The 24,571-nt window shown below is 47.7% G+C and carries 25 protein-coding genes and 1 tRNA gene; 18 read left to right on the forward strand and 8 right to left on the reverse strand.

Features of this window, described 5'->3' with window-relative positions:
• Positions 1–275: 275 nt before the first annotated feature.
• Both AM1_RS00470 and AM1_RS00475 read left to right on the forward strand, forming a co-directional pair.
• Positions 276–5,507: an inverse autotransporter beta-barrel domain-containing protein gene (locus AM1_RS00470; protein ID WP_012160813.1), complete on the forward strand. Its 5,232-nt coding sequence runs from the start codon at positions 276–278 to the stop codon at positions 5,505–5,507.
• Between the two features lie 27 nt (positions 5,508–5,534).
• Positions 5,535–6,629, forward strand: a complete 1,095-nt coding sequence (locus AM1_RS00475; RefSeq protein ID WP_012160814.1) for a TIGR03032 family protein — start codon at positions 5,535–5,537, stop codon at positions 6,627–6,629.
• Between the two features lie 41 nt (positions 6,630–6,670).
• Here AM1_RS00475 and AM1_RS00480 read toward each other — a convergent pair whose 3' ends face one another.
• Positions 6,671–7,186 (reverse strand): DUF4330 domain-containing protein, encoded by a 516-nt coding sequence (locus tag AM1_RS00480; protein ID WP_012160815.1) that lies wholly within the window; start codon positions 7,184–7,186, stop codon positions 6,671–6,673.
• Between the two features lie 394 nt (positions 7,187–7,580).
• Here AM1_RS00480 and isiD point away from each other — a divergent pair, with 394 nt between their 5' ends.
• Together isiD and coaBC are read left to right on the forward strand one after the other, a co-directional pair.
• Positions 7,581–7,793, forward strand: coding sequence for a protein IsiD (gene isiD, locus AM1_RS00485; RefSeq protein WP_012160816.1), 213 nt, complete (start codon positions 7,581–7,583; stop codon positions 7,791–7,793).
• Positions 7,794–7,826: 33 nt separating this feature from the next.
• Positions 7,827–9,032 (forward strand): bifunctional phosphopantothenoylcysteine decarboxylase/phosphopantothenate--cysteine ligase CoaBC, encoded by a 1,206-nt coding sequence (gene coaBC / locus AM1_RS00490; RefSeq protein WP_012160817.1) that lies wholly within the window; start codon positions 7,827–7,829, stop codon positions 9,030–9,032.
• 184 nt (positions 9,033–9,216) lie between these two features.
• Here the strand turns inward: coaBC and AM1_RS00495 are convergent.
• Positions 9,217–9,290: transfer RNA gene (locus AM1_RS00495), tRNA-Arg, on the reverse strand.
• A gap of 85 nt (positions 9,291–9,375) precedes the next feature.
• On the opposite strand from AM1_RS00495, the gene moaC reads away from it, so the two are divergent.
• The 4 genes from moaC to AM1_RS00515 all read left to right on the forward strand — a co-directional run bounded on the left by moaC (position 9,376) and on the right by AM1_RS00515 (position 11,897).
• Positions 9,376–9,873 (forward strand): cyclic pyranopterin monophosphate synthase MoaC, encoded by a 498-nt coding sequence (gene moaC / locus AM1_RS00500; protein WP_012160818.1) that lies wholly within the window; start codon positions 9,376–9,378, stop codon positions 9,871–9,873.
• 141 nt (positions 9,874–10,014) lie between these two features.
• Positions 10,015–10,206 (forward strand): hypothetical protein, encoded by a 192-nt coding sequence (locus AM1_RS00505; RefSeq protein WP_012160819.1) that lies wholly within the window; start codon positions 10,015–10,017, stop codon positions 10,204–10,206.
• 153 nt (positions 10,207–10,359) lie between these two features.
• Positions 10,360–10,977 carry a glutaredoxin family protein gene (locus AM1_RS00510; protein WP_012160820.1) on the forward strand — a complete coding sequence of 206 codons (618 nt, stop codon included), beginning with the start codon at positions 10,360–10,362 and terminating at the stop codon, positions 10,975–10,977.
• A gap of 158 nt (positions 10,978–11,135) precedes the next feature.
• The gene (locus AM1_RS00515; RefSeq protein ID WP_238549128.1) at positions 11,136–11,897 is read left to right on the forward strand and encodes an ATP-grasp domain-containing protein; all 762 of its coding nucleotides are present in this window, start codon (positions 11,136–11,138) and stop codon (positions 11,895–11,897) included.
• Between the two features lie 30 nt (positions 11,898–11,927).
• Here the strand turns inward: AM1_RS00515 and AM1_RS00520 are convergent, their stop codons facing one another.
• Positions 11,928–12,578 carry a GIY-YIG nuclease family protein gene (locus AM1_RS00520; protein ID WP_012160822.1) on the reverse strand — a complete coding sequence of 217 codons (651 nt, stop codon included), beginning with the start codon at positions 12,576–12,578 and terminating at the stop codon, positions 11,928–11,930.
• A gap of 134 nt (positions 12,579–12,712) precedes the next feature.
• On the opposite strand from AM1_RS00520, the gene AM1_RS00525 reads away from it, so the two are divergent.
• From AM1_RS00525 to AM1_RS00555, 7 genes are all read left to right on the forward strand, one after another.
• Positions 12,713–13,174, forward strand: coding sequence for a carboxymuconolactone decarboxylase family protein (locus AM1_RS00525; protein ID WP_012160823.1), 462 nt, complete (start codon positions 12,713–12,715; stop codon positions 13,172–13,174).
• An 8-nt stretch (positions 13,175–13,182) separates the two neighbouring features.
• Positions 13,183–13,587, forward strand: coding sequence for a hypothetical protein (locus AM1_RS00530; protein WP_012160824.1), 405 nt, complete (start codon positions 13,183–13,185; stop codon positions 13,585–13,587).
• Entirely contained in the window at positions 13,551–14,471 is a 921-nt protein-coding gene (locus AM1_RS00535) for an RNA polymerase sigma-70 factor (RefSeq protein ID WP_012160825.1), read from the forward strand. The genes AM1_RS00530 and AM1_RS00535 overlap by 37 nt, the downstream gene beginning before the upstream one ends.
• Before the next feature lie 186 nt (positions 14,472–14,657).
• A complete protein-coding gene (locus tag AM1_RS00540) occupies positions 14,658–14,915 on the forward strand; it encodes a hypothetical protein (RefSeq protein WP_012160826.1) in 258 nt (85 codons plus the stop codon).
• Between the two features lie 277 nt (positions 14,916–15,192).
• The gene (locus AM1_RS00545; RefSeq protein ID WP_012160828.1) at positions 15,193–15,699 is read left to right on the forward strand and encodes a DUF2947 family protein; all 507 of its coding nucleotides are present in this window, start codon (positions 15,193–15,195) and stop codon (positions 15,697–15,699) included.
• 140 nt (positions 15,700–15,839) lie between these two features.
• A complete protein-coding gene (locus AM1_RS00550) occupies positions 15,840–16,292 on the forward strand; it encodes a putative molybdenum carrier protein (protein ID WP_012160829.1) in 453 nt (150 codons plus the stop codon).
• Between the two features lie 19 nt (positions 16,293–16,311).
• Complete coding sequence (locus AM1_RS00555; protein WP_012160830.1) at positions 16,312–16,800, forward strand: SRPBCC family protein; 489 nt, start codon at positions 16,312–16,314, stop codon at positions 16,798–16,800.
• Here AM1_RS00555 and AM1_RS39535 read toward each other — a convergent pair.
• The 4 genes from AM1_RS39535 to AM1_RS00575 all read right to left on the reverse strand — a co-directional run bounded on the left by AM1_RS39535 (position 16,797) and on the right by AM1_RS00575 (position 19,852).
• A protein-coding gene (locus AM1_RS39535; RefSeq protein WP_076611922.1) for an ISAs1-like element ISAcma12 family transposase occupies positions 16,797–17,886 on the reverse strand; the annotation gives its coding sequence in 2 pieces (ribosomal slippage) (positions 16,797–17,345 and positions 17,347–17,886; 1,089 coding nt in all). The genes AM1_RS00555 and AM1_RS39535 overlap by 4 nt on opposite strands.
• A gap of 167 nt (positions 17,887–18,053) precedes the next feature.
• A complete protein-coding gene (locus AM1_RS40720; protein WP_148215639.1) occupies positions 18,054–18,305 on the reverse strand; it encodes a hypothetical protein in 252 nt (83 codons plus the stop codon).
• A gap of 78 nt (positions 18,306–18,383) precedes the next feature.
• Positions 18,384–18,659: a hypothetical protein gene (locus AM1_RS00570; RefSeq protein ID WP_010469004.1), complete on the reverse strand. Its 276-nt coding sequence runs from the start codon at positions 18,657–18,659 to the stop codon at positions 18,384–18,386.
• A gap of 137 nt (positions 18,660–18,796) precedes the next feature.
• Entirely contained in the window at positions 18,797–19,852 is a 1,056-nt protein-coding gene (locus tag AM1_RS00575) for an IS630-like element ISAcma14 family transposase (protein WP_041658446.1), read from the reverse strand.
• A gap of 458 nt (positions 19,853–20,310) precedes the next feature.
• Here AM1_RS00575 and AM1_RS00580 point away from each other — a divergent pair, with 458 nt between their 5' ends.
• The 3 genes from AM1_RS00580 to AM1_RS00590 all read left to right on the forward strand — a co-directional run bounded on the left by AM1_RS00580 (position 20,311) and on the right by AM1_RS00590 (position 23,214).
• The gene (locus AM1_RS00580) at positions 20,311–22,035 is read left to right on the forward strand and encodes a DEAD/DEAH box helicase (protein WP_012160835.1); all 1,725 of its coding nucleotides are present in this window, start codon (positions 20,311–20,313) and stop codon (positions 22,033–22,035) included.
• 192 nt (positions 22,036–22,227) lie between these two features.
• On the forward strand, positions 22,228–22,590 hold the full coding sequence (gene ndhC / locus AM1_RS00585) for a photosynthetic/respiratory NAD(P)H-quinone oxidoreductase subunit C (protein WP_010469000.1): 363 nt from the start codon (positions 22,228–22,230) through the stop codon (positions 22,588–22,590).
• Between the two features lie 75 nt (positions 22,591–22,665).
• Entirely contained in the window at positions 22,666–23,214 is a 549-nt protein-coding gene (locus AM1_RS00590; protein WP_012160836.1) for an NAD(P)H-quinone oxidoreductase subunit J, read from the forward strand.
• 80 nt (positions 23,215–23,294) lie between these two features.
• Here AM1_RS00590 and AM1_RS00595 read toward each other — a convergent pair whose 3' ends face one another.
• Entirely contained in the window at positions 23,295–24,398 is a 1,104-nt protein-coding gene (locus AM1_RS00595; protein WP_012160837.1) for an inositol-3-phosphate synthase, read from the reverse strand.
• Between the last annotated feature and the right edge of the window lie 173 nt (positions 24,399–24,571).

The following is a 24,571-nucleotide window of genomic DNA, read 5'->3' on the forward strand; positions in this document are numbered from 1 at the left end:
ACCCCCCAGAGCAACCCTCAGTTTTGCCGTAAATAGGTAAGTCTGGGGGCTTATTGTCAAGAAATGTAGAGAGCCGCCATCAGTTTTTTGGGCATCGGGTAAGTTGCAATTAAGGGTTTTTTGCTGATATCGAGTACGGGCTCATTATCGAGCATTTAGTACTCCTACATATTCTCTGATTGCGATTGTATTTTTTCGCAATCTAATTTGTGGTGTCGCCAGCACCCCCGCAAGTGAGATTGATCTAAAAATTGGAATGTGAGTGAGGTATCACGATGGCTAGACGTCGTATTCTTGACCCTAGATTATTTCCGAATTGGGGTCAAGCCTTAACCCTAAGTGTATTGATGGCGGGGCTATCCCCCCTGTCTACCATTGCCAAACCCACTACCTTAATTTCTCCTCTAGGACAACCCACTCCCTCAAAGACGGAGCGAATTGAGCCAGAGCCGATCTCCGTTCAAATCACTCCAATAGGTGATTTAGACCTTGCACTTAAACTCCCCCCCATACCCACCACAACCAGATCTAGCCTTCAAAACGACCCTGCACACCCTCCCCTTACCCCTCAGGAGAAGCCCTCAGAAAGCCATTCAATCCCCGAACCCTCTATCACAGATCTGCCCAATCCCCCTCTCACCTTAGCCGAAGCTGGATGGGTTCCTAATTCCCAGACTGTCCCAGTCTCTTCGATTCCGGTAACTCCCCCAACAGCCCAGGCCAGCCCAATAGCTCCTCCCCAAGCTTCTTCGGACGCTCCATCTCAGACACCAGAAGATCCCGAACCTTCAGCCAGCCTCGATATCCCCTACTTCGTCGATGCTGAATTTCGCGGTAGCACCCGTCGCCAGTTTGGCGTCCTCAACCTCCGCCTCCCCGTCTTCCAAGACGAAAAATCCTTTGCCTTTGCTGATGTCCACTTTGAAGCAGGTAGCAACGAAACCTTCCTGGGGAACCTCGGTCTCGCCTATCGCCGTGTCCTCAACACCGCCGAAGAGAATCCCTGGGTCCTCGGTACCTATGCCTTCTACGACACAACCCGCAGTGAAAACGGCTTTCAATATCACCAAGGTAGCCTCGGCGCAGAACTCATTAGCAAGAAATTTGAGTTTAGAGTCAACGGCTATCTTCCAGGCAGTAACTCTAAAGTGGTGGGTCAACGCACCGTGAATGGTGTCCTTAGCCTTCAACCTCGTGCTAATGGCCTAGGTGCGGACGTTGTCCAACAAACCCTGACACTAGAAACTCGGGAACGCGCCCTAGCGGGCTTCGACTTTGAAGTCGGCCATCGTCATCACTTTAATGACAAAGTCAGCCTTGGTCTCTTTGGTGGCTACTTCTTCTTTGATAGCAGCGCCACCAACAGTATCGACGGCCCCATGGCCCGTGCCCAACTCGAAGTCCAAGACCCCTTAGGCATGAATGGGGGACTCCTCCAAGTCGGCAGCCGCTTCCGCTTCGATGAAACCCGTGGATCCGAACTTGAAGGCTTTGTCCGCCTCGGGATTCCCTTTGGCGGCCCCCAACGATCTGAACCCCTGAGTCTGACCCAGCGATTAGCTCGCCGCCCCATTGAACGCCACTATGAAATCACCACCTTTGCTCAGGACATCAATCTCCCCATCACCCTTACCGAACTGCAAGCTGCCCTTACCGGTCAAGGTACTCTTTCTCCAATGGGCCCACAGATTACTGCAGTGACACCTCCCCAAGTTGCACTAAATCCTGCGACTGGACAACCGATTAATATTTTCTTTGTCGATGGTGATGGTACAGCAGGTGATGGCACGCAAGATAACCCCCTGACAGTTGCTCAAGCTACCAGTGCCATCACTCAAGCCAACGACATCCTCTTCTTCTTAGATGATGCCGGCACGATTAATACCCAAACAGGCCTAGGAAACTCCCTAACCCTAAAACCTGGACAACAAGCCCTTGGGGTAGGAACCACTCCCAACTTCGTCCTCACTGTACCTAACCTCGGCTCAGTCACCATCTTTGATGCCGGACAACCCCAACTGGTCAATGGTGCCAACAACAACGTCCTCACCCTCGCCAATAACAACACCATTGATGGTCTTGCCTTCAACGGGCAAAACACTGCTCCTAGAGGAATCGCCGCCGTTACAGGAGCCACCAACACCACCATCCGTAACAGCAGCCTCAGCAATTTCACCGTCGCTGGTATTCAGATCACCCCCTCCACCAACACCACCATCGACAACGTCGTCTTTAATAACAACGCCACAGACGTTATCGTCAATGCCGCCAACACGACCTTAACCAACGTTGTGAGCACCAACGCCACAGGTCCCGCCATTCAGATCCTCAATGCTACGGGCACCACCACCCTCACCAATGTCGATATCTCTAACGCTGGTGGAGATGGTCTCCAGTTTGCTAATCCCTCCGGCACCATCACCGCAACGAATGTGGATATCACGAATGCGGGTGATAACGGCCTTGAGATTACGGACGGCGATGGCACCTTTACCTTTGATGTGGCTAGCTCGATTACCAATGCTACTAATGCCGCTGTCAATGTAGTCGGTGGCACCACCACGATTACTTACAACGGTACCATTACTCAAAACAATCCTGCGAGTGCCGTCAATATCACTGATAAGACAGGCGGCACCACCACCTTTAATGGCTTAGTCACCGCCAATACGAGTACAGCACCTGGCGTAAACCTGACCAACAATACGGGTAGTACGATTGCCTTCAATGGTGGCCTAGATATTGATACCACTACCGGTACCGGATTTAGCGCCACCAATGGCGGCACCGTCAATGTCACTGCCACAAGTGGGGATGAATCGGTTACTACGACCAGTGGCGCTGCCCTGAACCTCAGCAATATAGTGGCCAACATCACCTTTGATTCAGTGTCTTCGACCGGGGGAACGAATGGCATCAACCTGGATACAGTGACAGGCTCGGTGGGTGTCTCTGGAACCACTACAATTGCCAACACGACTGGAGATGGGTTCTTAGCGACCAATAGTACAGGGACCTATACCTTTGGTCCTGTGACCATCACCAATGCTGGGTTAGATGGTGTGGATCTATCAGGAATTAATGATGCCACTACAGTGTTTAACTTGGGGGCATTGACGATTAATGGCTTTACAGGAACAGGGATTAATCTGGCGGGGGCGAATGTCGGCGTCACGGCTCCCACGGTGGCGATTACCAATACGGGCAACGTGGGCACGGGGATTGACCTGACGAATACTACGGGCAATCGGATGATTACCTTAGGTGATCCAACGAATACGGCTGGAGATACTCCTAGTTCGATTGCTGGAGTAAATGTTGGGGTGCAGTTGAATAATGCCAATGCCAACTTTATCTTTGGGGATGGGGAGTTGACGGTGGATGCTCCCAGTACGATTGCAGCGACGACTCCCATTGATGCTAGTGCGGTGGGGGCAAATGGTACCTATAACTTCTTGGATGTGCTGTTCTTAAATCAAACGCCAGGAACTGGGTTGGGCGATTTATTCTATGTGGACAATATCCCTGGAGGAGCAGGAACACGAACAGATCCGGCCGATATCCCTCTGGGTGAAACGATTACGAATCCCAATGACATCATTATCCTGGTGGACAATACAGGGATGGATCTTTTGGATGCGATAGGGACGAATGGAAATGATACGTTCCAATTACAGGATGGCCAAAGTGTGGGGAGTTTCCTTAATGGTACGGTCAATCTCCGCACGAGAGGACCATCCAATGTCTTGGCGAATGTGACGGTGACGGACCCCACAGGGAATGGTGCACCGACTTCAACGACGACAGGGATGAGTTCTGCAACACTGACCTTAGCCAACAACAATCAGATTATCGGAGTCGATATCTCGGCAATGGGAACCAATGGGATTGAAGCATTGGGGGTTAACAATGCCACCATTAATCGCAATCGAATTACGAATGCGGATAATGGAATTCGTTTGCAGAATCTGACGGGTGCGGTGGAGATTATGGATAATACGATCTCCCAAACGACGGATGATGGGATTGACCTAGGCCAGAACAACACCAATCTCGACAGTGTGTTGATTTCGGGTAATACGGTTAGCAATGTGGGTGAAGATGGGATTGATGTCGATGTTTACAACAATGGTCTAATCAACTCAGTAACCATCTCGAATAATACGGTAAGCGAGGTTAATACTTCAGAATCAAGCGGTATTGCGCTCAATGTCTACACCAACGGCCAAGTCGACACAGTTACAATTTCGGGGAATACCGTGTCAACGGATTCACTATCTACACCTGGCATTTTCATTTTGTCTGCTGACAATAGCACCCTTAATACCGCCAACATCACGGGTAACACCGTGATGATGTCGCGCGAAGACACCTATGGCATTTATGTTTTATCGACTGATAATAGTGCGATTAATACAGCCAATATTACTAGCAATCGGGTGTCATTATTAGATGAAGATCTCGTCGGTATTTTAGCTTTAGTAAATAACAACAGCACAATTACAACAGCTACTATTTCTGACAATACCCTCTCTAAAACCGGGGATGGTAACACCGGCATTGATGTTGGTCTTATTAACAGCACACTGACAACTGCTAATATTTCTGGCAACACTTTTATCACGACCGACAGTGATAATACCGGCATTGAAGTTGATCTTATTAACAGCACACTGTCAACTGCCAATATTTCTGGCAACACTTTTAATACGACCGTGAACGATGTGCGAGGCATTGATATTGATATCTATAACAGCACACTAACGACTGCCAATATTTCAGCCAATACCCTATCCCTCACGGGTGGTGATTCAAGTGGTGTTAATCTCCAGCTTTTTAACGGTAGCGTTATCAACACAGCCACCATTAGCGACAATAGCATCACAACGACAGATGAAAGCATCTCTATCGAATTAGATAACAGTACGGTCACTACAGCTAACATTACGGGCAATAATGTAACAACTTCTGCTAACAATGCTGATGGTATTTTTGTAAGCTCCTTCTACTACAGCACTATTAATACAGCCAACATTACGGGCAATAATGTAACAACTTCTGGAACTAACGCTGATGGGATTTTCGTTGAGTCTTACTACTACAGCACTATTAATACCGCCAATATTACGGGCAATAATGTAACAACTTCTGGAACTAACGCTGATGGCATTGTTGTCATCGCTGAAGATGACTATGACAGTCGAATTAACACCGCTAACATCTCCAATAATGTCATTCTCCAAGCGGGTCGAGATAGCGTGCGGATAAGTAATAGTGACATTAATCCTATCTGTACATCCATTTCAGGCAACCGTAGTGATAGTCCTGGCTTTGCGATGGCCGGTGGAACAGACTTTAACCTAATCTCTGAAGGAAACACTTTCCAGGTTGTAAATTTAGCGACGGTCAGTGCCGACAATAACAATGCCGTCTTTAGCTTTGACGGCACCTTGGTTCCACCCGGTACTCCCCCTGCGCCCTTTACGAATGTGGCCAGTTGTCCCTAGGATGAGAAGCTGCTGCTTCGAGAAAGAATGACCTCACCTGATGCTGCAACCGATCCCAATGACGCCCCCTTAAGGAGCGTCTACACCTCTAATTTGACTCAGCTTTTAAGCCAGAATCGGTTCTCGTTAGTAGTATCCACCTATCAAGCGGGAAAAGTTATCCTAGTCCGGGCCGACGGTGACCAACTCAATACTCACTTTCGTCACTTTCGACGCCCGATGGGTTTAGCAGCTAATGCGACTCGCATGGCCATTGGCGAAGCCTACCAACTCACCGAACTCTACAATATGCCTGTGATTGGGGCTCAACTCGAACCCGTTGGCAAACATGATGCCTACTATATTCCCCGCAATGTCCACACCACAGGCGATATCGATATTCATGAAATGGCCTGGGCAAAAGAAGAATTGTGGGTCGTCAATACCCGGTTTTCTTGCCTTTGTACCTTAGAAAATGCCTATAGCTTTGTCCCCCGCTGGCGTCCCCCCTTTATTACTGGGTTAGCCGCAGAAGATCGCTGTCATTTAAATGGTTTAGCGGTGGTGGATCATCAGCCCAAATATGTGACGGCATTGGGAACCACTAATACCGCCCACGGCTGGCGACCAGACAAAGCCTCGGGTGGCATCCTGATGGACGTCACCACAAATAAGGTACTTTGCCAAGGACTATCGATGCCCCACTCGCCCCGTTGGCATGCAGATCAGCTCTGGGTCCTGGAGTCTGGGAACGGAGCTATAGCAACGGTCGATTTAAAGACCGGACAGCTAACCACAGTCGCTGAACTCCCTGGGTTTACTCGTGGCCTAGACTTTTATGGTCCTTTAGCCTTTGTGGGCCTATCTCAGGTGCGAGAGTCGGCAGTCTTTAGTGGTATTCCTCTGACCAGTAGACTCAAGGAACGCACCTGCGGGGTTTGGGTCATTCATATTCATACGGGAGAAGTTGTGGGCTTCTTACGGTTTGAAGATGCAGTCCAAGAGATCTTTTCAGTGGCAGTATTACCGCAGATTTCCTTCCCAGAGATATTAGAAGGGGATGAAAAAAATTTGGCGAGTTCCTATGCCTTACCCGATCAAGTACTAGCAGAAGTTGAATCTTCCACTAGCGAAGTTCAATAAAATAGCAAAAGTGACCAAAATTAGCTATGAGTAAAGGTTTCTCATCCCTCTGGGACTCGGATATCTATCACGCTGGGTTTGAAATTGTACAGTCCGCCATCTAGTTCCACAGGTAGACCAACCTTGATTAAGGTACCGCCAAAGACAGGACCATTACTCGTCATTTGGCCCTTCCCTTCCAAGGTGACAATCATATTGACTGAGAATTTCTCTTCTTCCCGAGGATCAGCAACGGCTTTGACAGATCCATCCGCTTGAGGAGCCAACGTGGTTCTGGGCAGAAATTCTACTTCCTTAATCTTGACCTCACCAATCGGCTGATTACGGATTTTAAAACTCGCCTTCTCTCCCGCCTTGATCATCTTTTTGGGATTTCGAGTTTTCAATCCTAAAACCAACAAATCAACCTCAACATTGGCATCGGAATTGGCCAAGGTGCCAGACGGTCCTGGGAATAAGAATATCCCCCCCAAAACAGACAAAATGATTAAGACAGCCCCAGCATCTAAGAGGTTGACCTTACCGAATAAGCGTCCCTTGGAATCCAATACAGCCATTTGCAAATAAGTCCTAGACGTCTACAGGTGAAACTAAAGAGCGGTATATAAACCCACATAATTTTTGATGCTGACAGACTATCACGTCTTTTGGACTTGTAAGCTGAGAAGTTGATCCTTGAGAAAGCTTCGGTCAACAAAATTACCCAACTAAACCCAGTCTTTACATATCTTGATTGAGAATTCTATAGATAAATCGCTACTAAAGAAAAAGCAGACAGTCTTTTATGGAGAAAGGGTATGATCGGCGTAGGAAATATGATTTTTTGTTCTTTACTCTTTCCATTTTCGGAGAGAATTAGCCAAACAGGTCATTTAGGTCCAAAATGTGACTAGATCAGTTTGTTTGAACGGCATTACCCAGGATGTCAATACCAGAGGTGGGGGTTAGTTGATGAATGTTACACACAGCGAAAACAAAAATGTTTCAGGGTTCACCGAAGAGGATGTAGCGCTTCTTGCCAAGCGGTTAGAAGAAGATGACTACGAAACCCCCTTTGCTGCTTTGGAAGATTGGCATTTGCTCCGATCGATTGCCTTCCAACGTCCAGAACTAACTGAATCTTATCTATACCTATTAGATCTAGAAGCATTCGACGAATCCTAATCTCCATCGTACGTGTGAGTTTATAGCGACCTTGTGTCTTCCCGCATCCTAATTGGTATCGGTGGCGGTATCGCTGCCTACAAAGTCTGTGAAGTCATCTCAGCATTGGTGAAATCTGGTGCAAAAGTGAGGGCAATCCTCACTTCTGCCGCCCAAGAGTTCATTACGCCCTTAACCATCACCACCCTCTGCCGACAGCCAGCCTATGAGGACACCAGTCTTTGGCAGCCCCACCATACTCGCCCATTACATATTGAGTTGGGAGAATGGGCTGACTTATTGGTCCTAGCCCCTTTAACCGCAAATACCTTAGCCAAACTAAACGCGGGATTGGCTGACAATCTATTGACCAATACTGTTTTGGCTTCAACTGCTCCTATCCTCGTTACCCCTGCAATGAATACCACCATGTGGCAACAGGCAGTTGTTCAACGTAATTGGCATCAACTACTTGAAGATCAGCGGTATCATGCGTTAGGCCCTGGGTCTGGCATGCTAGCCTGTGACACCGTGGGAGAAGGGCGGATGGCAGAACCTGCCGATCTCTTGACCTACATCAATTCCCTGTTAGTGACCAAGGGCGAACGGGACCTTAAGGGCAAACGGCTTCTGATCAGTGCTGGCGGAACTCGTGAGCACCTCGATCCAGTCCGGTTTATTGGCAATCCATCATCAGGGAAAATGGGACTGGCTTTGGCTTTGGCAGCTTGGTATAGAGGGGCAGACGTTCAGTTGGTGCATGGTCCCTTAGCATCCCCATTGCCAACAACGCCCCAATTAGAAACGGTTGCCGTGACCAGTTCGGCAGAAATGCGTGCTGCAATGTTAGCCGCATATCCTCAAGCTGATTGGACCATTATGGCTGCGGCCGTTGGCGACGTGCAGCCAGCCCACTATTTTCCTGAGAAGCTACCGAAAAAATCCCTACCTTCGGATCTGCTCCTCAAACCTATTCCCGATATCCTGGCAGAACTTGGTCAACAAAAACAGTCCCATCAGAAACTGATTGGTTTTGCTGCTCAAACGGGAGATATCATCGCTCCTGCACAAGAGAAGCTAGAACGAAAAAGGTTAGATGCTATCGTTGCCAACCCCATTGATCAACCCCAAAGTGGATTTGGTTCTGAGCATAATCAAGCTGTATTTCTAGATTCGGCAGGGCATCAGGTGGCTATTCCCATATGCAGCAAATTACTGATGGCGCATCAAGTCCTGAATCTCATTAATGGATTAGCCTAAACGCAGACATATCCATTCCCTAATCCTCGCGCGAGGTCTCCACTAGAAATGACGTGTTTAACTCAATCTTCCTTACATGAAGTGCTTAAAGGCAAAACTGCTTTTTTTTCGGAGGCGTCGTTAGCAAAAGTAAACCCCAGAAAGGATAAAACCATCTGGGGTTACTGGTAATTTTGAGATTAAACGGGCTAGGAGGGATTCGAACCCCCGACACCGTGGTCCGTAGCCACGTGCTCTAGTCCACTGAGCTACAAGCCCCTAAGGGATTATCATCTTACCACAGCCTAACATTATAGCAAGAACAACTTGTGAAAGCTGTCCACATCAGGAGTTCCTCATCATCATGACGAATCAAAATCCAGCCCTGACTCACCTTGATCACCAGGGGGAAGCCCAAATGGTGGATGTTTCAGAAAAGGTTGCAACGGTAAGGATGGCAACTGCCACGGGCCAGGTAAAGATGACCGGCAAAACCTTCGAAGCCATTCAAGCAGGGAATGCCCCTAAAGGGGACGTTCTGGGGACTGCTCGACTCGCCGGAATCATGGCAGCAAAGCAAACCTCACAACTGATTCCCCTCTGTCATCCTCTGCCGCTGAGTAAGGTTGAGGTTTCAATTCAGCCTCATCCAGACTTGCCCGGATATGAAATTCAAGTCCAGGTAAAAACGAAGGCTGAAACGGGTGTGGAGATGGAGGCTCTCACAGCCGTTTCCATTGCGGCTTTAACGCTTTATGACATGGCTAAAGCTCTGGATAAATCCATGCAGATCGTCAATGTCCATTTGCTGGAAAAGATTGGGGGGAAGTCTGGGCACTGGCGAGTAGGTTCTACCGATTAGCAATGGTGGGTTGCGATCGCATTCCACCCGATCGGTTAAAACCCCAATTAGTCCTCTCATGCAAAGTTCATCTCCACTTCAGGAGCCTTTCTGTTAGGGCAGACATAGTACCTATAGACGAGAAGCTATTAGGAGTACACTATGTCAGCCCTCAATGTCTTAGTCACGTTGTATCGTTGGACAGAAAGATGGGATTCCATTGAAGTCGATATTCCGAGTAGAGACCATCCCTGCCGTGAAGATACAACTTCGGGAACTATCGTTACTGGGCTAGTGAGTGTTCCAGTGGAGTTAGAAATCCGAGAATGGATGACGGAATGGTGGCAGCCTTAGCTCAGACTCCTGAGCCGGTCCAAATGCAAGAGCAGCCCCATCGTTTATGAATTACAAAAAGGCAGGATCTCATCAAACATTAAGCCTGGCTTCAGTGCATTTTTCTTTGGAGTAGCCATAGTGGGGATGTGAAGTTAATAGCGAGCACACACTATGTCAGGCCACGAAGTTAATATCACCTTGTACCGATGGGCGGGAGCATGGGGCCCTTTTAAGGTCAAAATTCCTTGTGGTGAATGTACCCTGACCAAAGATGTCATTCTAGACACCTTGGAGAATGAGTTAGCGGGCATTCCCGTCATACTCGAAATTCGCGAGTGGCTCACAGAATGGTGGAAGCCCTTACTCAAAGGGGGATGGCATGCTCCGATTGTGATGGTCAATGGCAAAGTGATTAGCCAAGGTCATGCACTGAATCGAGGACTACTGACAGAAGCCGTTACAGCCGCTTACGCATCCAAAGCCCCCATCCAAAGAAGCCATTTATTTGGGAAAGAAAGCTGTCCTCACTGCAAACGCGCCAAAGCCTATTTAGACCAAGTAGGTATTCAGTACACCTACCACGATGTGGTTCGCAGCCCTCGCGCACTCTACGAAATGTTGGCCCGAGTAAAGCCCCTCGTTGGCCCCAAAACCCCTATCACTGTTCCCCAAATTTGGTTGGGAGGACAATATATCGGGGGAGCGGATCGACTAGAGCAGGTCATGCAAGAGCAAGGATTATTCCGGCCTGAGTTCAACACTGTGAAGACTACTCTTCAACCTAGATAAGAAAAAGGTTGGGCGTACTAACTTCCAGTTAATAACAACAGGCTAGAGTAGAGACATTGCCGTAAGCGGAAACGTTGAGTCCTGTTAAGCTAATACACGAACAACGAGAATAGGATTGATCCATTCTTGAGTAGATGAATTCTCTCGTTTCTTTATCCATGCCAACGATTACAAAAGCTTTTATTCAAGAGCTAGGGAATGGAAAACTAGAAACAGAAGAGCAACTTGTGGCAGAAGCCTTAACTCAGAAAGGAATACCGTTTTCCTTCTTTACAGCCAAGCGTATTCGTCGCCGACAGCTCCCTCTGGATGAACATTCACTGGTCGTTGGCAACATCCCTTGTATTTTGGGGGCGTTGAAGCAACTGAACATTCCTACGCCAGCGCTGAATGACTATCCAGTTTGCCTACAAAGCTTCTTACATCGGCAGATTTGGCAATCCACCCTTTCTGAATTAGCCACAAGATTAGAGAGAGGGGACTATCCAGCCATCTTCGCCAAACCTTGTTCTCGTCGAAAGCAATTTACGGGGGCCATTTTTCAATCTGAGGTAGATTTAGCCCAGGTTTCGGGGATATCTAAGCATGAAAACTTGATTTGCTCCGAAGTCGTCCACTGGCGCAGTGAATATCGTGTTTATGTTGTTCGGTCTCAAATTAGGGGGATTCACCACTATGAGGGCGATCCACTTGAACCAATAGATCGAGACGCTGTTGAAGAAGCGATCCGTATCCTTAACGAATCGGGTGAGGCTTATGCAGGTTATGCGATTGATTTTGGTGTTCTCGATTCTGGAAAAACTGCTTTGATTGAAATGAATGATGGATTTGCCGTTGGTGCCTATGGGGTGAGTGCCCAAGATTACACCGATATGGTTTGGTCGAGATGGGAAGAACTGCTTAGCCAGATGGCAACCTAGCTGACATATAGAGAAGGCTTTACTTCAGCTCTATTCCGCATGGGTTTCTTTGGTCTGTTCGCGAATCACTTCGCTCCAGTTATCATCTTTGATCGCCGACTCCAAATTTTGACGCCGTTCTGCCTCGCTCTGAGGCTGGGCACTACCAGCTACGCCTAAAGCCATGGCCTTCTGCAACTTCACCTTCTTCTCTTCATAGGCTTGCCGCTCTTGAGCAGACATGGCTTGAATCGCTGCATCTTTAACTGTTCCAGCCCATTTTCCATCCCCGGTATTTCCAGGGGGAAGACTGGGGAAAGCTGCTATCCATTCATCCCTTAACTGCTCCATTTCAGCGCGTTTGGGAAATTTAAAAGTCTGAACTTTGACTTGGGCACAAATCTCCTCGCCGTGTTGGAAAATATGGCTCTTCAAAGAGAGGGAAACATTGCGGGAATAGTTCACGTATTGGGGATTGCCTGCTTGATCAAAGACCGCATAAACCCCCGAAATCTTGACATCTCCAGAGGCTTCACACCAAGTCGCTACAGGAATCGGAGATTCGGCAGCTTGAGCTGTGGTTGGGGTCGTCGCTGTTTCAGCAGTATGTTCGTCATCGGAACTGTAGAGAAAGTCATGCAGTCCTTGATGGGCTTGCGGTACATTCTGATGCTCGATTGCATTCGGATTTTCGATACCCACAGGTTTAACTCCCTTGCCGACATGCCCTTATTATCAGTCATCACGATCCCCTCGCCAGAAAATTTAGCCAAACTTGTCACAGCTGGGGCACCTCTCCCGTCTCCTATATAGACACATAATTTGGGAGAAATTCCATGACGCAACGATTCGATTTCAGTCAATCCGATCCAAAAGCCCATCAAGCGATGCTGGGGTTGGAAGCCTATCTCCGTCAGTGCGGCCTGCCGCCACAATTGCTGCATTTGATCAAAACCAGAGCTTCTCAGCTTAACGGCTGTGCCTTTTGTATTGATATGCATACCAAAGAGGCCAGAGCTGATGGAGAATCGGAGCAAAGGCTCTATGCCCTCAGTGCCTGGGCAGAAACACCCTTTTTCACACCCGCAGAACGAGCTGCCCTAGCCTTAACTGAGGTTGTCACCCGGATCTCTGAGCAAGCGGTTCCTGATGCGGTCTATGCTGAAGCGTGCCAACATTACTCAGAAGCAGAAGTGACACAGCTACTGATAGCAATTGTGACCATCAATAGTTGGAATCGTCTGGTGATCGCATCCCAAGTCCTGCCCGGTAGCTACACTGTTCCAGTCGCCGCTTGAGCCACATCATGAGTCATCAAACAACTCCCATCACCCGAGTGGTGATCGCCCATACTCTGATTAGTGCTCTACATGGCCTAGCCCATCTGCTCATTCCGGTTCCGATCTCAGTCTTACAAGCCCTGTTTATTGCGGGGGTGATTTCAGCGCTGCCAATCGTTGCCGTGGTTTTGGTCTGGAGACAGCAGGTTAAATGGGCTTCAACGGTGCTGTTAGTATCGATGGCAGGGTCTCTTCTCTTTGGTCTGTACAACCACTTTGTTGTTATCAGCCCCGATCATTTTTCTCAGATGCCTCCCACGAGTTTGGGAGTTCTATTTCAGGTCACGGCAATTCTACTGGCCGTCTCGGAAGGCATTGGTATTGGAGTTAGTGTATGGGCACTCAACCCTCGGCAGCCTCTCATCCCTTAACGGATGATTTTTTGGAGTATCGGTCGCTTTTGTTTGCGATCGCATATCGGATGCTGGGTACCGTTATGGATGCGGAGGACATGGTGCAGGATACCTTCCTCAAATGGCAGACCGTCTCAAAATCCCAGGTGCGGTCTGCCAAAAGCTATCTGACCACCATCATTACTCGGCTGTGTATCGACCGATTGCGATCCGCTCAAGTCCAGCGCGAGCAATATATTGGCCCTTGGCTACCGGAGCCGATTGTCTCTGATCTCTCAGCCGATCCCAATCATCGAGTGGAACTAGCTGACTCCCTAACAATGGCCTTTTTGGTCATGCTGGAACGACTCTCTCCCATTGAGAGGGCCGTTTTTCTATTAAGGGAGATCTTTGACTATGACTACGACGACATTGCACCCATTGTTGATAAGAGTACGGTGAACTGTCGCCAAATTGCTCGCCGTGCTCGGCAACAGGTAACCAAACCGCGATCGCGATTTCCGTCTTCCCCTGAACAGCATCAACAACTCACCTTAAAATTTATGCAGGCCTGCCAGCAGGGAGAGATGGAGGATTTACTTCAATATCTGGCTGATGATATTACCCTCTGGTCGGATGGCGGGGGTCAAGTTACCGCAGCCCTTAAGCCCATTCAGGGCTCAGCAAAAGTGAGTGGTTTCCTCCGAGCTATCTATCGGTATCAGAGCAAATTGGGGTTCACTCCAGATCTAGAACTAGTCCAGGTCAATGGCCAGACTGGCATTCAGTTCTCCATCTCAGGCCAAGTAGAAACGATTGCTGTTTTAGAAACGACAGGGCAACAAATCATATCGATCTTTTTTATCAGAAATCCCCAAAAATTGAAGATAGAGCAAACTCATCCTTCCAGCATCTTGGATTGAGAAAAATCTAAGTTCTCCCATTCAAATCTCAATCATGATGCACTTATAATTCATGATGTCTTTTTCTACTAATGGGTAATATACTCTATAAGATCATTACGGTAAGCTGGCCATTTACTCAAACAGCTAAAAAACGAAACGTCGCTAACAGTCAGTGCAAGTTGTAAGTCAATCTATGGGGGGACTGTGACTGACCTTCATATCAAAGCCTTGGATTTAGCCAGGGAAGGGAAATGGCATGAAGCGCATCACTTAGTAGAGCGCCAATCAGATCAAACGTCTTGCCTCATTCATGGTTACTTACATCGGGTCGAAGGCGATATAAGTAATGCTAAATATTGGTACCGTCGAGCTGGGGAAGGAATGCCCGATAATACTTTGGCTGAAGAATTAAGGTGTTTATATAAAGTTGCCAAATCTGCAAAAAAACGCCAACGTCAGTAATTCTTGAGTCGCATGCAAACTGTTGGCCATTAACTTTTTAGATCCTTTGTACCATTCACCAAGGCAAGTCAAAGTAGATTGTTGTCCTACTCATCAAATGGCAGGACAACAAGAGAAATAACTGTGTGCATCAAACATCAGATGTTGATAAATTGCCAGTAATTCCTTGGGCAGTCGGATGTCAGATGGATTGACTGTAACTGGAGGAAATGGATTGACTCTAATCATGCCTTTCAAGGACGAGCCAAACAACCTCATGACTTAGCTCAACTGAATCATGTCAGCAAAAGCGCCATTTACTATCGAAAGAATTGGTTGGTATGACATCACCGAAAGACAGCGTGAGTTCTTTTGCTTTGAAGATGATTATCTACCACTACCTAAGGAACATGCATTACAGATTCACTTGTTAACATCATCTTCAGCACAGCGAGTTTGGGAATGGCTTAGCCCTTCACTTCCTTCAGGATGGCCTGCCTCTAAACACAGATTCGCAAAGCGTACCGCTTTCAAACTTGATGACGAGCACTGGAATTTAGATTCTGGAATCCAGATTGTTCGACAGTGGCTTCACGATCTTGGTATTCCCTACTCCACAGATATATTCCTCATTTATGAAGCGGACAAAATTGTTCAAATGCCCTGGAAATTGGTTGTTAAATATTGGAATGCACTGGCGTGGTCTATCGGGAACTATATGCTAACAATGGACTGTACTCGACAATGGGCCTGTTGTTTTCACCATGAAGAAGTAATCATATTTGGGACATTTTCCAAAAAATGAGTTGAAGTTGATAGGCTCGAGAGCTTAGAACCTAACAAAAGCCTCCACAACTCGTCTGTTGCAGATGTTTCCCTTTTTCCTTAAACGTTTCAATCAAATTGAAAAACAAGGACAAAAAGCTAATCCCATTTAAGAAAATCGTGTCCGGTGGCCAAACAGGGGCCGATCGTGCTGCCTTGGATTGGGCTATGGTCATGGAAATCGAACATGGAGGATGGTGTCCCCAAGGTCGACGGGCTGAAGATGGGATTATTCCAACCTGTTACCACTTGCAAGAAACACCTTCTTCAGCCTATGCTCAGCGGACAGAATGGAATATTCGCGATTCTGATGCCACAGTTATCTTGTCCCTGTCATCCTTACTTGGCGGAGGCACCCTCTTAACCCAGCAATTGGCTCAGCAAATCGAAAAGCCTTGGATACATCTCCATGCAGGTATGGGGATACAGAATGGCGCTGCTCATCTCCATCAGTTTGTCAGCCAGTTCTCGATTAAAGTCCTAAATATTGCTGGCCCCCGACAGTCGGAGGAACCCACCATTGGCGAGTTCTTGACCCAAGTAATGAACACCGCCTTTACTAGAAACGATTAGCCCCTTTCCCTAGGCTGAGATGCATCATGTCCACGTCAAAATTGTGATTCGAGCTGATCAACAAACCGTTTTTCAAGCCATTTCCGACCATGAGAAGTTCTTGAATCGTCCTGAAGTTAAGTGCCAACTTATCAAAGAAGGTTCCGACTCCATCAATGGCTGCGGTGCCATCAGAGAAGTTACTCTATCCTGGGGCACTTTTCAGGAGGAAGTGACTGTTTTCCAAGCCCCTAACCATTTTGAATATAAGATTCGTTCTTTCTCCAATACTCAGGGAGAGTCAGGTTCCTTCCAGCATGATCGAGGCTGGTTGGATTTTTCATCTGAAAACGAGGGAACACAAATCGATTGGCATACTCGATTTGAAATCCCTAGTCCAATGGGTCAAAGCATCATCGAATGGTTAGCTGGGTGGCGAACCCAAAGGATGTTTATGAAACTATTGCATCAAGTCAAAACCAAACTTGAGGATTCTCCAATTGTAGATACCATAGCAGGGCTGTTTTAAGTTAGCAGCGAAAAAATGATGTCGACCCGATTAGCAAGCTTAGTCATAGCGGTTTTGAGGGATTGATAGCCGTTTAGACGCAGAATATTAATCACAATGGTTCTAAGCACTGACCAATTGAGCAGTGCTTGTTCATCCTCTAGTCGATAATCATCTTCACCAAAGACCACATCCTTCGGCCAATGCAACCGATTTTCAATGCCCCAATGCTCTCGGACCAGAGATTGCCAATGATGGGGTGAGGTGGCAGCTGAACTGATGTAATAGGCCGTGTTGTGATACGCCTTGCCTTGACGAGTACCCCATCGCTGGACACAAAGCACCGAGCGAATGGCTTCCCACTCTTGTAGGGCTATGCCGACAGGCTCATAAACCTGGATACACCGATGTTCCTCTCGTCCTCTACTCTGTATGGAGTGGGTATGCTCAGCCATGGGTTTAAGACACTCAAAGTAAGTCTGGAGGTGGTCGTAAAGACGGCCCTGATTGCGCTTAACGGCGATAAGATAGTCATTAACCGAAGCCACAACTTGCTGAAGTGTTTTTTTGGGCGTGTAAGGCATCCATGGTGATTAACAAGCCATCGAGTTGTAGTGTTTCCAATAGAGCCTGGACGACTTTGATTTCGCTATTATCCTCCTGAGTGAGGGCTTCGAGCTTGAGGGTGATGCCTGCTTCCACTGCGAATATACTCACCAATCCTACAAAACGCTGCTTGCCGTTTTCATCGGTGAGCCCCTGACAAATCCGTTTGCCATCCATGGATGCTGCATAATTATCGGGAGAGTGAGTCTGAGCTTTCGAGAGCATCCAAGCTTCAAATTGGTGGCTCAACGATTGGAAGTCAAGCCCCTTCATCACGCGTCGAAAGGTACAGTGAGACGGAACTTGGAAGTTCTCCAGTCCCAACAGCTCACATAAAGGCTGCTGATAATCGCTCGTAAAAGTTTCTAAGGGACAATACCCCTGGTATCCAGCGAGCATGCCCATCACCATCAAGAGCAATAGAAGCCATAACGGATGAGTACGACCACGGGCACTGCGGAAGTCAGGGACTTGCTTCAAGGTATCGATCAGATGGCTCATCGGTCTCTCTACTCTTATTCAGTAGAACCATCCTATTTTTTCTAGGAGGAACGTAAAACAACCCTGGATACCATAGGTGGCTGAACGGTACCATCACTATCTAGATGTTTGAGGCTGTTTCAAGACTTTCACCCAAAGGCAGTCAAGGTTTAAGGAATCAGACAATCTCAATGGGTGTGATGATTCTCAACGGTAGATTGACTACTTTTGTTATCGTTCCACCATCTCGTCATTCTTCCCGAACCATTAAAACCAATCGTAACGGTGGGGCCAGGTTTCCATCCTGGGATATATTGTTGGGAACCTGCTGAACTCAAAAGCCCCAACACACAATGGCGTTGGGGCTCACACAAATTTGGGATCAGCGGGGCAATCAGGTACTGTGGCTTTTGCAATCCCTTTGGCTCAAGCGAGTCCAAGGGTTAGCCTCCCTGTTTTAGCCCTCAATCCTGTCTAATGAGGAGCATCAAGCAGTCGAAGAAAACGTCTCAAATCACCTAAGAAGCAGCAGCTTCAGGGGAGCCTTCCCAAGGATCTTCAACAAAAGTGACTTTAGAAGGATCTGTTTCTTGGATTAACTTCATTTCCATTAATTCCTCGATTAATTCAACCAAAGTTTCTAGTGAATTATTGGCCTTAATCAAGAGTTGTTGAAAGGTGGCATTGCCCTTCTGTTGAGCAATAAATTGTAGAAGTTGTAGGGCAGGTTCACTCACATCCTGGTGAACGGTGTAGCGAATATGGGTTAGTGAGGAAAGTTTGCTCCGGGGCATGCTTGTCTCCGATAATCATCTGCTAAGGGCTCTTTCATGCCATTACTAAAACGGCATTCTCTATACTTAGGATGCCCAAAGTTCCTAGCGATAATAAAGTCAAAAACAAGATTAATTTGAAATAGGAAACTTATACTCTAGGCGGCTAAGATATTAACTTTCTTAAAAGACTGAAACTTGAGTGATAGTAAGGTGGTGAGTTTCGCCTTATGCTCTCCATTACACTGGTCGATGCACTGTTGAATGGCCCCTTTGAAGGCGGGAAAATCAGCATAATACTTTGAATAGAGACATTCCTTGCGTACAAAACGCCAGAGTCGCTCAATCAAATTCAAATGGGGTGAATAGGAGGGCAGATAGACCAGCTCAATATCGACGATCTCGGCAAAGTCCGTTACAAGCTGACATTTCTGGTATCGCGCATTGTCTAAAATCACGCTGATGGGTATGACTGGGTCAAGTAGCGCCAGCTTGGCCAGTAACAGGCACATACTGTGAGAATTGATATAGGTGTGGTTGGTAACGCTGACTAGGTCTTTGGTGATAGCGTCGAGCGCGCCCAGGACATTGAAACGTTGGCGACCAGAAGGAGAAGGGATGAAGATCCGAGTGATGCACCAGACAAACCCTAGATAAGCACGGTGAACAAAGTGAGCAGCATCCACAAAAAAGACAAGACGCTCTTGGCGTTGAGCTTCCTCTAATAAGGGTTCAAGGCGAGTGTGTCGAAACTGCTCTTGCTCCTCAATTTTCTCGGGCAGACTCGACTTTCCCGGCACATACCCCACTTTTCGATAACGACAACCGATGCGTTTGAGGAAGGCTTTGATTTGGGTGGGACTGCGTTTGATGCCTGTTAATTGCTCAATGACCGCTTGAGCTTCTGCACTGGTGCGGGGAGGATGTTGCTCAAAGTAAGCTCTCACACTATCGCTATGAGCGTTGAGTAGACTCGGTTGACCTTTATATTCAAGGGTCTTCAGCCCTTCAATCCCTCCTTGTTGATACTGACGAAGAGTTTTGGCTAAAGTGGGGCGACTAATCTGACAAAGCTGGCAGATCTGGGTATGGGAAAGACCTTGACTCTTCAAGTAGAGCACTTCCATCCGTCGCTGCACCCGTGGGTGAGGGTGATGATAGCGTTCGTAATTGAGTTGTTGGATTTCCTCTGCGGTGAAATCAATTTTAATCATGGGAGTGGAGGATAGGTGCGGGGATACTCCCAGTGTGCCAAATCTCTCTACCACAATGTTAAGTCACAAGTCGTCCGCAGTATAGCGTTTTCCAGCTTTATGTAGTGAATTTCTAGTCAATTTTCCAAAAGGACCATCTACAGGCAAAGATCAGGTTTGTGGCGCAATCCGATATTCTCACCGTTAGAAACTCAGGAGTTTGGACAATTGTCAATGAAGAAGTGCCCCCTTGAGAGTTGAAAGAGAAACCGTTCTATCCGGTTTATCAGCCCTATTTCAGAACTATATCGTTTATGATAGTTAAGTCTTCTGAAGCTGGTGAGTTGGGTCAATCCGTCGCCACAAACTGGCCCAGACTTCCACCCCTGCGTCCGGGGTATAGCAATATACCCATGTTGTCCCTAATGCCCGATTTGATGTGATGCTGTCAAATCCGGTTACCCATTCATTATTCCCCTATGTCACAACCTACCCTTTCTCGGTTTGCCGATCTTGCGATCGCACCTCCGTTACTGCAAGCCGTTGAAGAAGTCGGCTATGAGTCTCCTTCTCCGATTCAAGCCCAGAGTATTCCACCGTTATTAGCAGGCCGAGATTTGCTCGGCCAAGCCCAAACGGGAACGGGCAAAACAGCCGCCTTTGCTCTACCGTTGCTGAGTCAGTTGGATCTCTCCCAAGCCCATCCTCAAATTCTGGTCTTAGCGCCAACCCGAGAGTTAGCCATTCAGGTGGCCGAAGCGATGCAGACCTACGCTCGCCATCTCCCTGGCTTTCATATCGCCACCCTATACGGTGGACAGAACATCAGCACCCAGCTCCGGCAACTCCGTCGCGGCGTTCATGTGGTTGTGGGAACCCCCGGACGACTGATCGATCACCTTCTCCGAGGCACCCTCAAGCTAGAAAACCTCTCGACGGTTGTTTTAGATGAAGCCGACGAAATGCTGCGCATGGGCTTTATCGAAGATGTTGAGAAAATCCTCGACGAAACCCCCAAAGGACGGCAGGTTGCTCTATTTTCCGCCACCATGCCCTCTGCGATTCGACGAGTGGCACAGCGACACCTCAATGATCCCGTCGAAATTAAAATTAAGTCGAAAACGGCAACGGTTTCGACGGTCACCCAGCGTTATTGGCAAGTTCGCGGCCTCAGCAAGCTGGATGCCCTGACCCGCATCTTAGAAGTTGAAGACTTTGAAGCCATGCTGGTCTTCGTTCGCACCAAAGTGATGGCAGCCGAACTAGCCGAGAAGCTAGAGGCGAGAGGTTATTCTAGCGCGGTCCTCAGCGGCGATATTAGCCAACCTCTACGGGAAAAAACCATTGAACGAATCAAAGCGGGTCGATTAGACATCATCGTCGCCACGGACGTGGCGGCTCGGGGATTGGATGTCGAACGGATCAGCCATGTAATTAATTACGACATTCCCTACGATACGGAAACCTATGTCCATCGTATTGGTCGCACCGGGCGAGCCGGACGCCAAGGAGATGCCATCCTGTTTGTGTCTTCTCGGGAAAAGCGGATGCTGCGTTCCATTGAGCAGGCCACCCGCCAACCCATTCAGCCCATGCAAATTCCCAGCCATGCGGATATTGCCGATCGCCGGATTGTTCAGTTCAAGCAGGTGATTACTGACACCATAGAAGATCAGGACCTTGACTTCTTTGAGGATTTAATCTCCAATTATCAGCAAGAACAGGACCTGAGCTTACGGGAAATCGCTGCATCCCTGGCCTATTTAGTCCAAAAAGATAAGCCCTTGGTCCCCCCCAAAGAAGATTTATCCTCAGACCCAGGCCATGCTGTTCAAACCAGTAACTGGGCTGCTGACTTGGGTAAGCCCTCCCATCAACAAATGCAGCTCTTCCGCATTGAGGTGGGTCGCCAACATGAGGTAAAGCCGAAGAATATCGTCGGTGCGATCGCAAATGAAGTCAACCTCGCCCCCCGCTACATCGGTCAAATCAAACTGTTTGATACCTTCAGCACAGTCTATCTACCTGAGTGCATGCCGAAGCCCGTTTTTCAACATCTCAAACAGGTTCGAGTCCGGGGGCAGAAGTTGAATATTAGTTTGTGCACAAAAGAGGAGCGATCCAGAAAGCACTCCGGTAAATCCTCCCACAAAGGTCGCCATAAAAAGCATTCCCACCGCAAAGCCAAGGCCGGCAAACGCTAAATCCGTCATTTCTTTGTCTTTCTCGCTCTGCACACCCCCCAGCATTTAGGAATAAAGGAACCAAAGTAATGACCTGGATCAGCCAAACTCACCAACATAGCCTTGGTTTATTTTCCTAAACCCGGGGAATAGGGAAGTCTGACCTTATAATGTTCTACAGAACTCGACGAGAACACATCCAACCTCTACTATATGTTTGCTTTAAGCGGCTACGAATATCTATTAGGTTTCTTACTCCTGTGTAGCTTGGTCCCAGCCTTAGCCCTCAGTGCATCTAAAGTCCTTCGTCCCAGTAACCAAGGGGCCGTTCGGCGGACAACCTATGAATCCGGTATGGAGCCTGTCGGTGGAGCTTGGATTCAATTCAACATTCGCTACTACATGTTTGCACTGGTTTTCGTCATTTTTGACGTAGAAACGGTCTTTCTCTATCCCTGGGCGGTAGCGTTCCATAAACTAGGTGTTTTGGCCTTTATCGAGGCTCTGATCTTTATTGCCATCCTGATTGTAGGTTTGGTTTACGCCTGGCGAAAAGGAGCCTTGGAGTGGTCCTAGTTAGGTTGGATATCCACTCTTCCTCTTTCTAAAAACTTCTTCTTCATTTTCTAGTGCATATCAAAGGAGCAAACGGTGGCAGATTCCTCTTCCGAATCAACCCAAGACGAACAATCTGTTGCAGAAGAACAAGCAGCACCCATTATTGAAGCAGGTCCTGTCGCCAAGCATCTTACCCAAGCAGGTTTCACGGTTGAAGCCCTGGGTGCCGATCATCTCGGCGTAGAAATGATCAAAGTGACCGCTGACCAGCTGGTGGATGTGGCAACTACTTTGGTCAATGACGGATATAACTATCTCATGTGCCAAGGCGGATATGATTCTGGGCCAGGTCAAGAGTTGGTCAGTATGTATCATCTTCTGAAGCTCAGTGATGATGCAGACCGTCCACCAGAAGTCAGAATTAAAGTTTTTCTCTCTCGAGAAGATCCCCGCGTTCCCTCTCTATATTGGGTCTGGAAAGCCTCTGACTGGCAAGAGCGTGAGTCCTATGATATGTATGGCATCGTCTATGAAGGTCACCCAAATCTGACTCGTATCCTTATGCCTGAAGATTGGGTTGGCTGGCCCTTGCGCAAAGATTACATCAGTCCTGATTTCTATGAACTCCAGGATGCTTATTAAGCCCTTCTAATTTTCGTTCAAAATGAAAGCCTCGCTGATATAACCAAGCGGGGCTTTCATTTCTCAAAAATGTAGCAATATTAGTCGTCGCGGCGGCCAGCAATAAAATCTTCAGTCATATCGTAGGCTTCCTGATCCGTAAATTGCTTCGGTGGGTGCTTCATAAAGAAAGATGAGGGAGAGTGGAGAATTCCACCTTTTTTAGCTTGAAGGGCCAGTTTGCAGCAGCGAATAGCATCAATAGAGACTCCAGCAGAATTAGGGGAGTCTTCTACAGACAGGCGAAGTTCCAAATTCATCGGCACATCGCCAAATAGCTTTCCTTCCATGCGGATAAAACAGACTTTATTATCCTGCTGCCAGGACACGTAGTCGCTTGGCCCCACATGAATATCATGATCTTCTAAGCGATCACCCAATACCGCCTGAACCGCCTCGGTTTTCGACTCTTTTTTCGAGGCGAGGCGACTGCGATTCAGCATATTCAGAAAGTCTGTGTTACCCCCTGTATTAAGCTGATAGGTTCGCTCTAACTTTACCCCACGCTTCTTAAATAAGTCAGATAGAGTGCGATGGGTAATGGTGGCTCCTAGTTGAGCTTTAATATCATCGCCAACAATGGGGAGATTATTTTGCTTAAACTTTTCGGCCCACAGGGGATTACTGGCGATAAAAACCGGAATGCAATTGACAAAGCCAACGCCCGCGTCAATCGCACATTCTGCATAAAAGTTTGTAGCTTCTTCGGAACCGACGGGTAAATAGTTAACGAGAATCTCGGTCCCAGAGTCCTTAAGGGTTTTGACAATATCTGCTTTAGACGGTTCTGCTGCCTGACTGAGAATAAACGTATATTCAGGCTTGTGATCGGTCATATGCTCGGAAAAGCCATCTAAGACCTTACCCATAGAGACTTTGACACCACTGTCGGGAATATTTGGGCAAAAGACCGTGGTGCAGTTAGGCGGAGAAAAAATAGCTTTAGAGACATCCTGACCCACTTTGCGCTCATCCACATCAAACGCCGCAACGACTTCAATATCGTGGGGTTTAAACCCACCGATATCCCAATGCATGATGCCAATGGCGTCTTCAGGGCTTTTGGTTCTGTAATATTCAATCCCCTGAATCAGGGAGCTTGCACAGTTGCCAATCCCTATTATCGCTATCTTGATTTTTTCCACTAAAACTTATCTCCTTCGCAGAATTTAGGGTTTTGAGCAACCTGTTTGTTATCCAACCAAATGGCCGTAATGTAAAGCCCTTCATCTAAAAATTTTGATGGCAGCCAAACAGATACGTTCTTGTGCGAAAAACTGCTAGAGCTGATCGCGACAATCCCTGAATATCAACAACT

This window comes from Acaryochloris marina MBIC11017, assembly GCF_000018105.1.
Classification (GTDB): domain Bacteria; phylum Cyanobacteriota; class Cyanobacteriia; order Thermosynechococcales; family Thermosynechococcaceae; genus Acaryochloris; species Acaryochloris marina.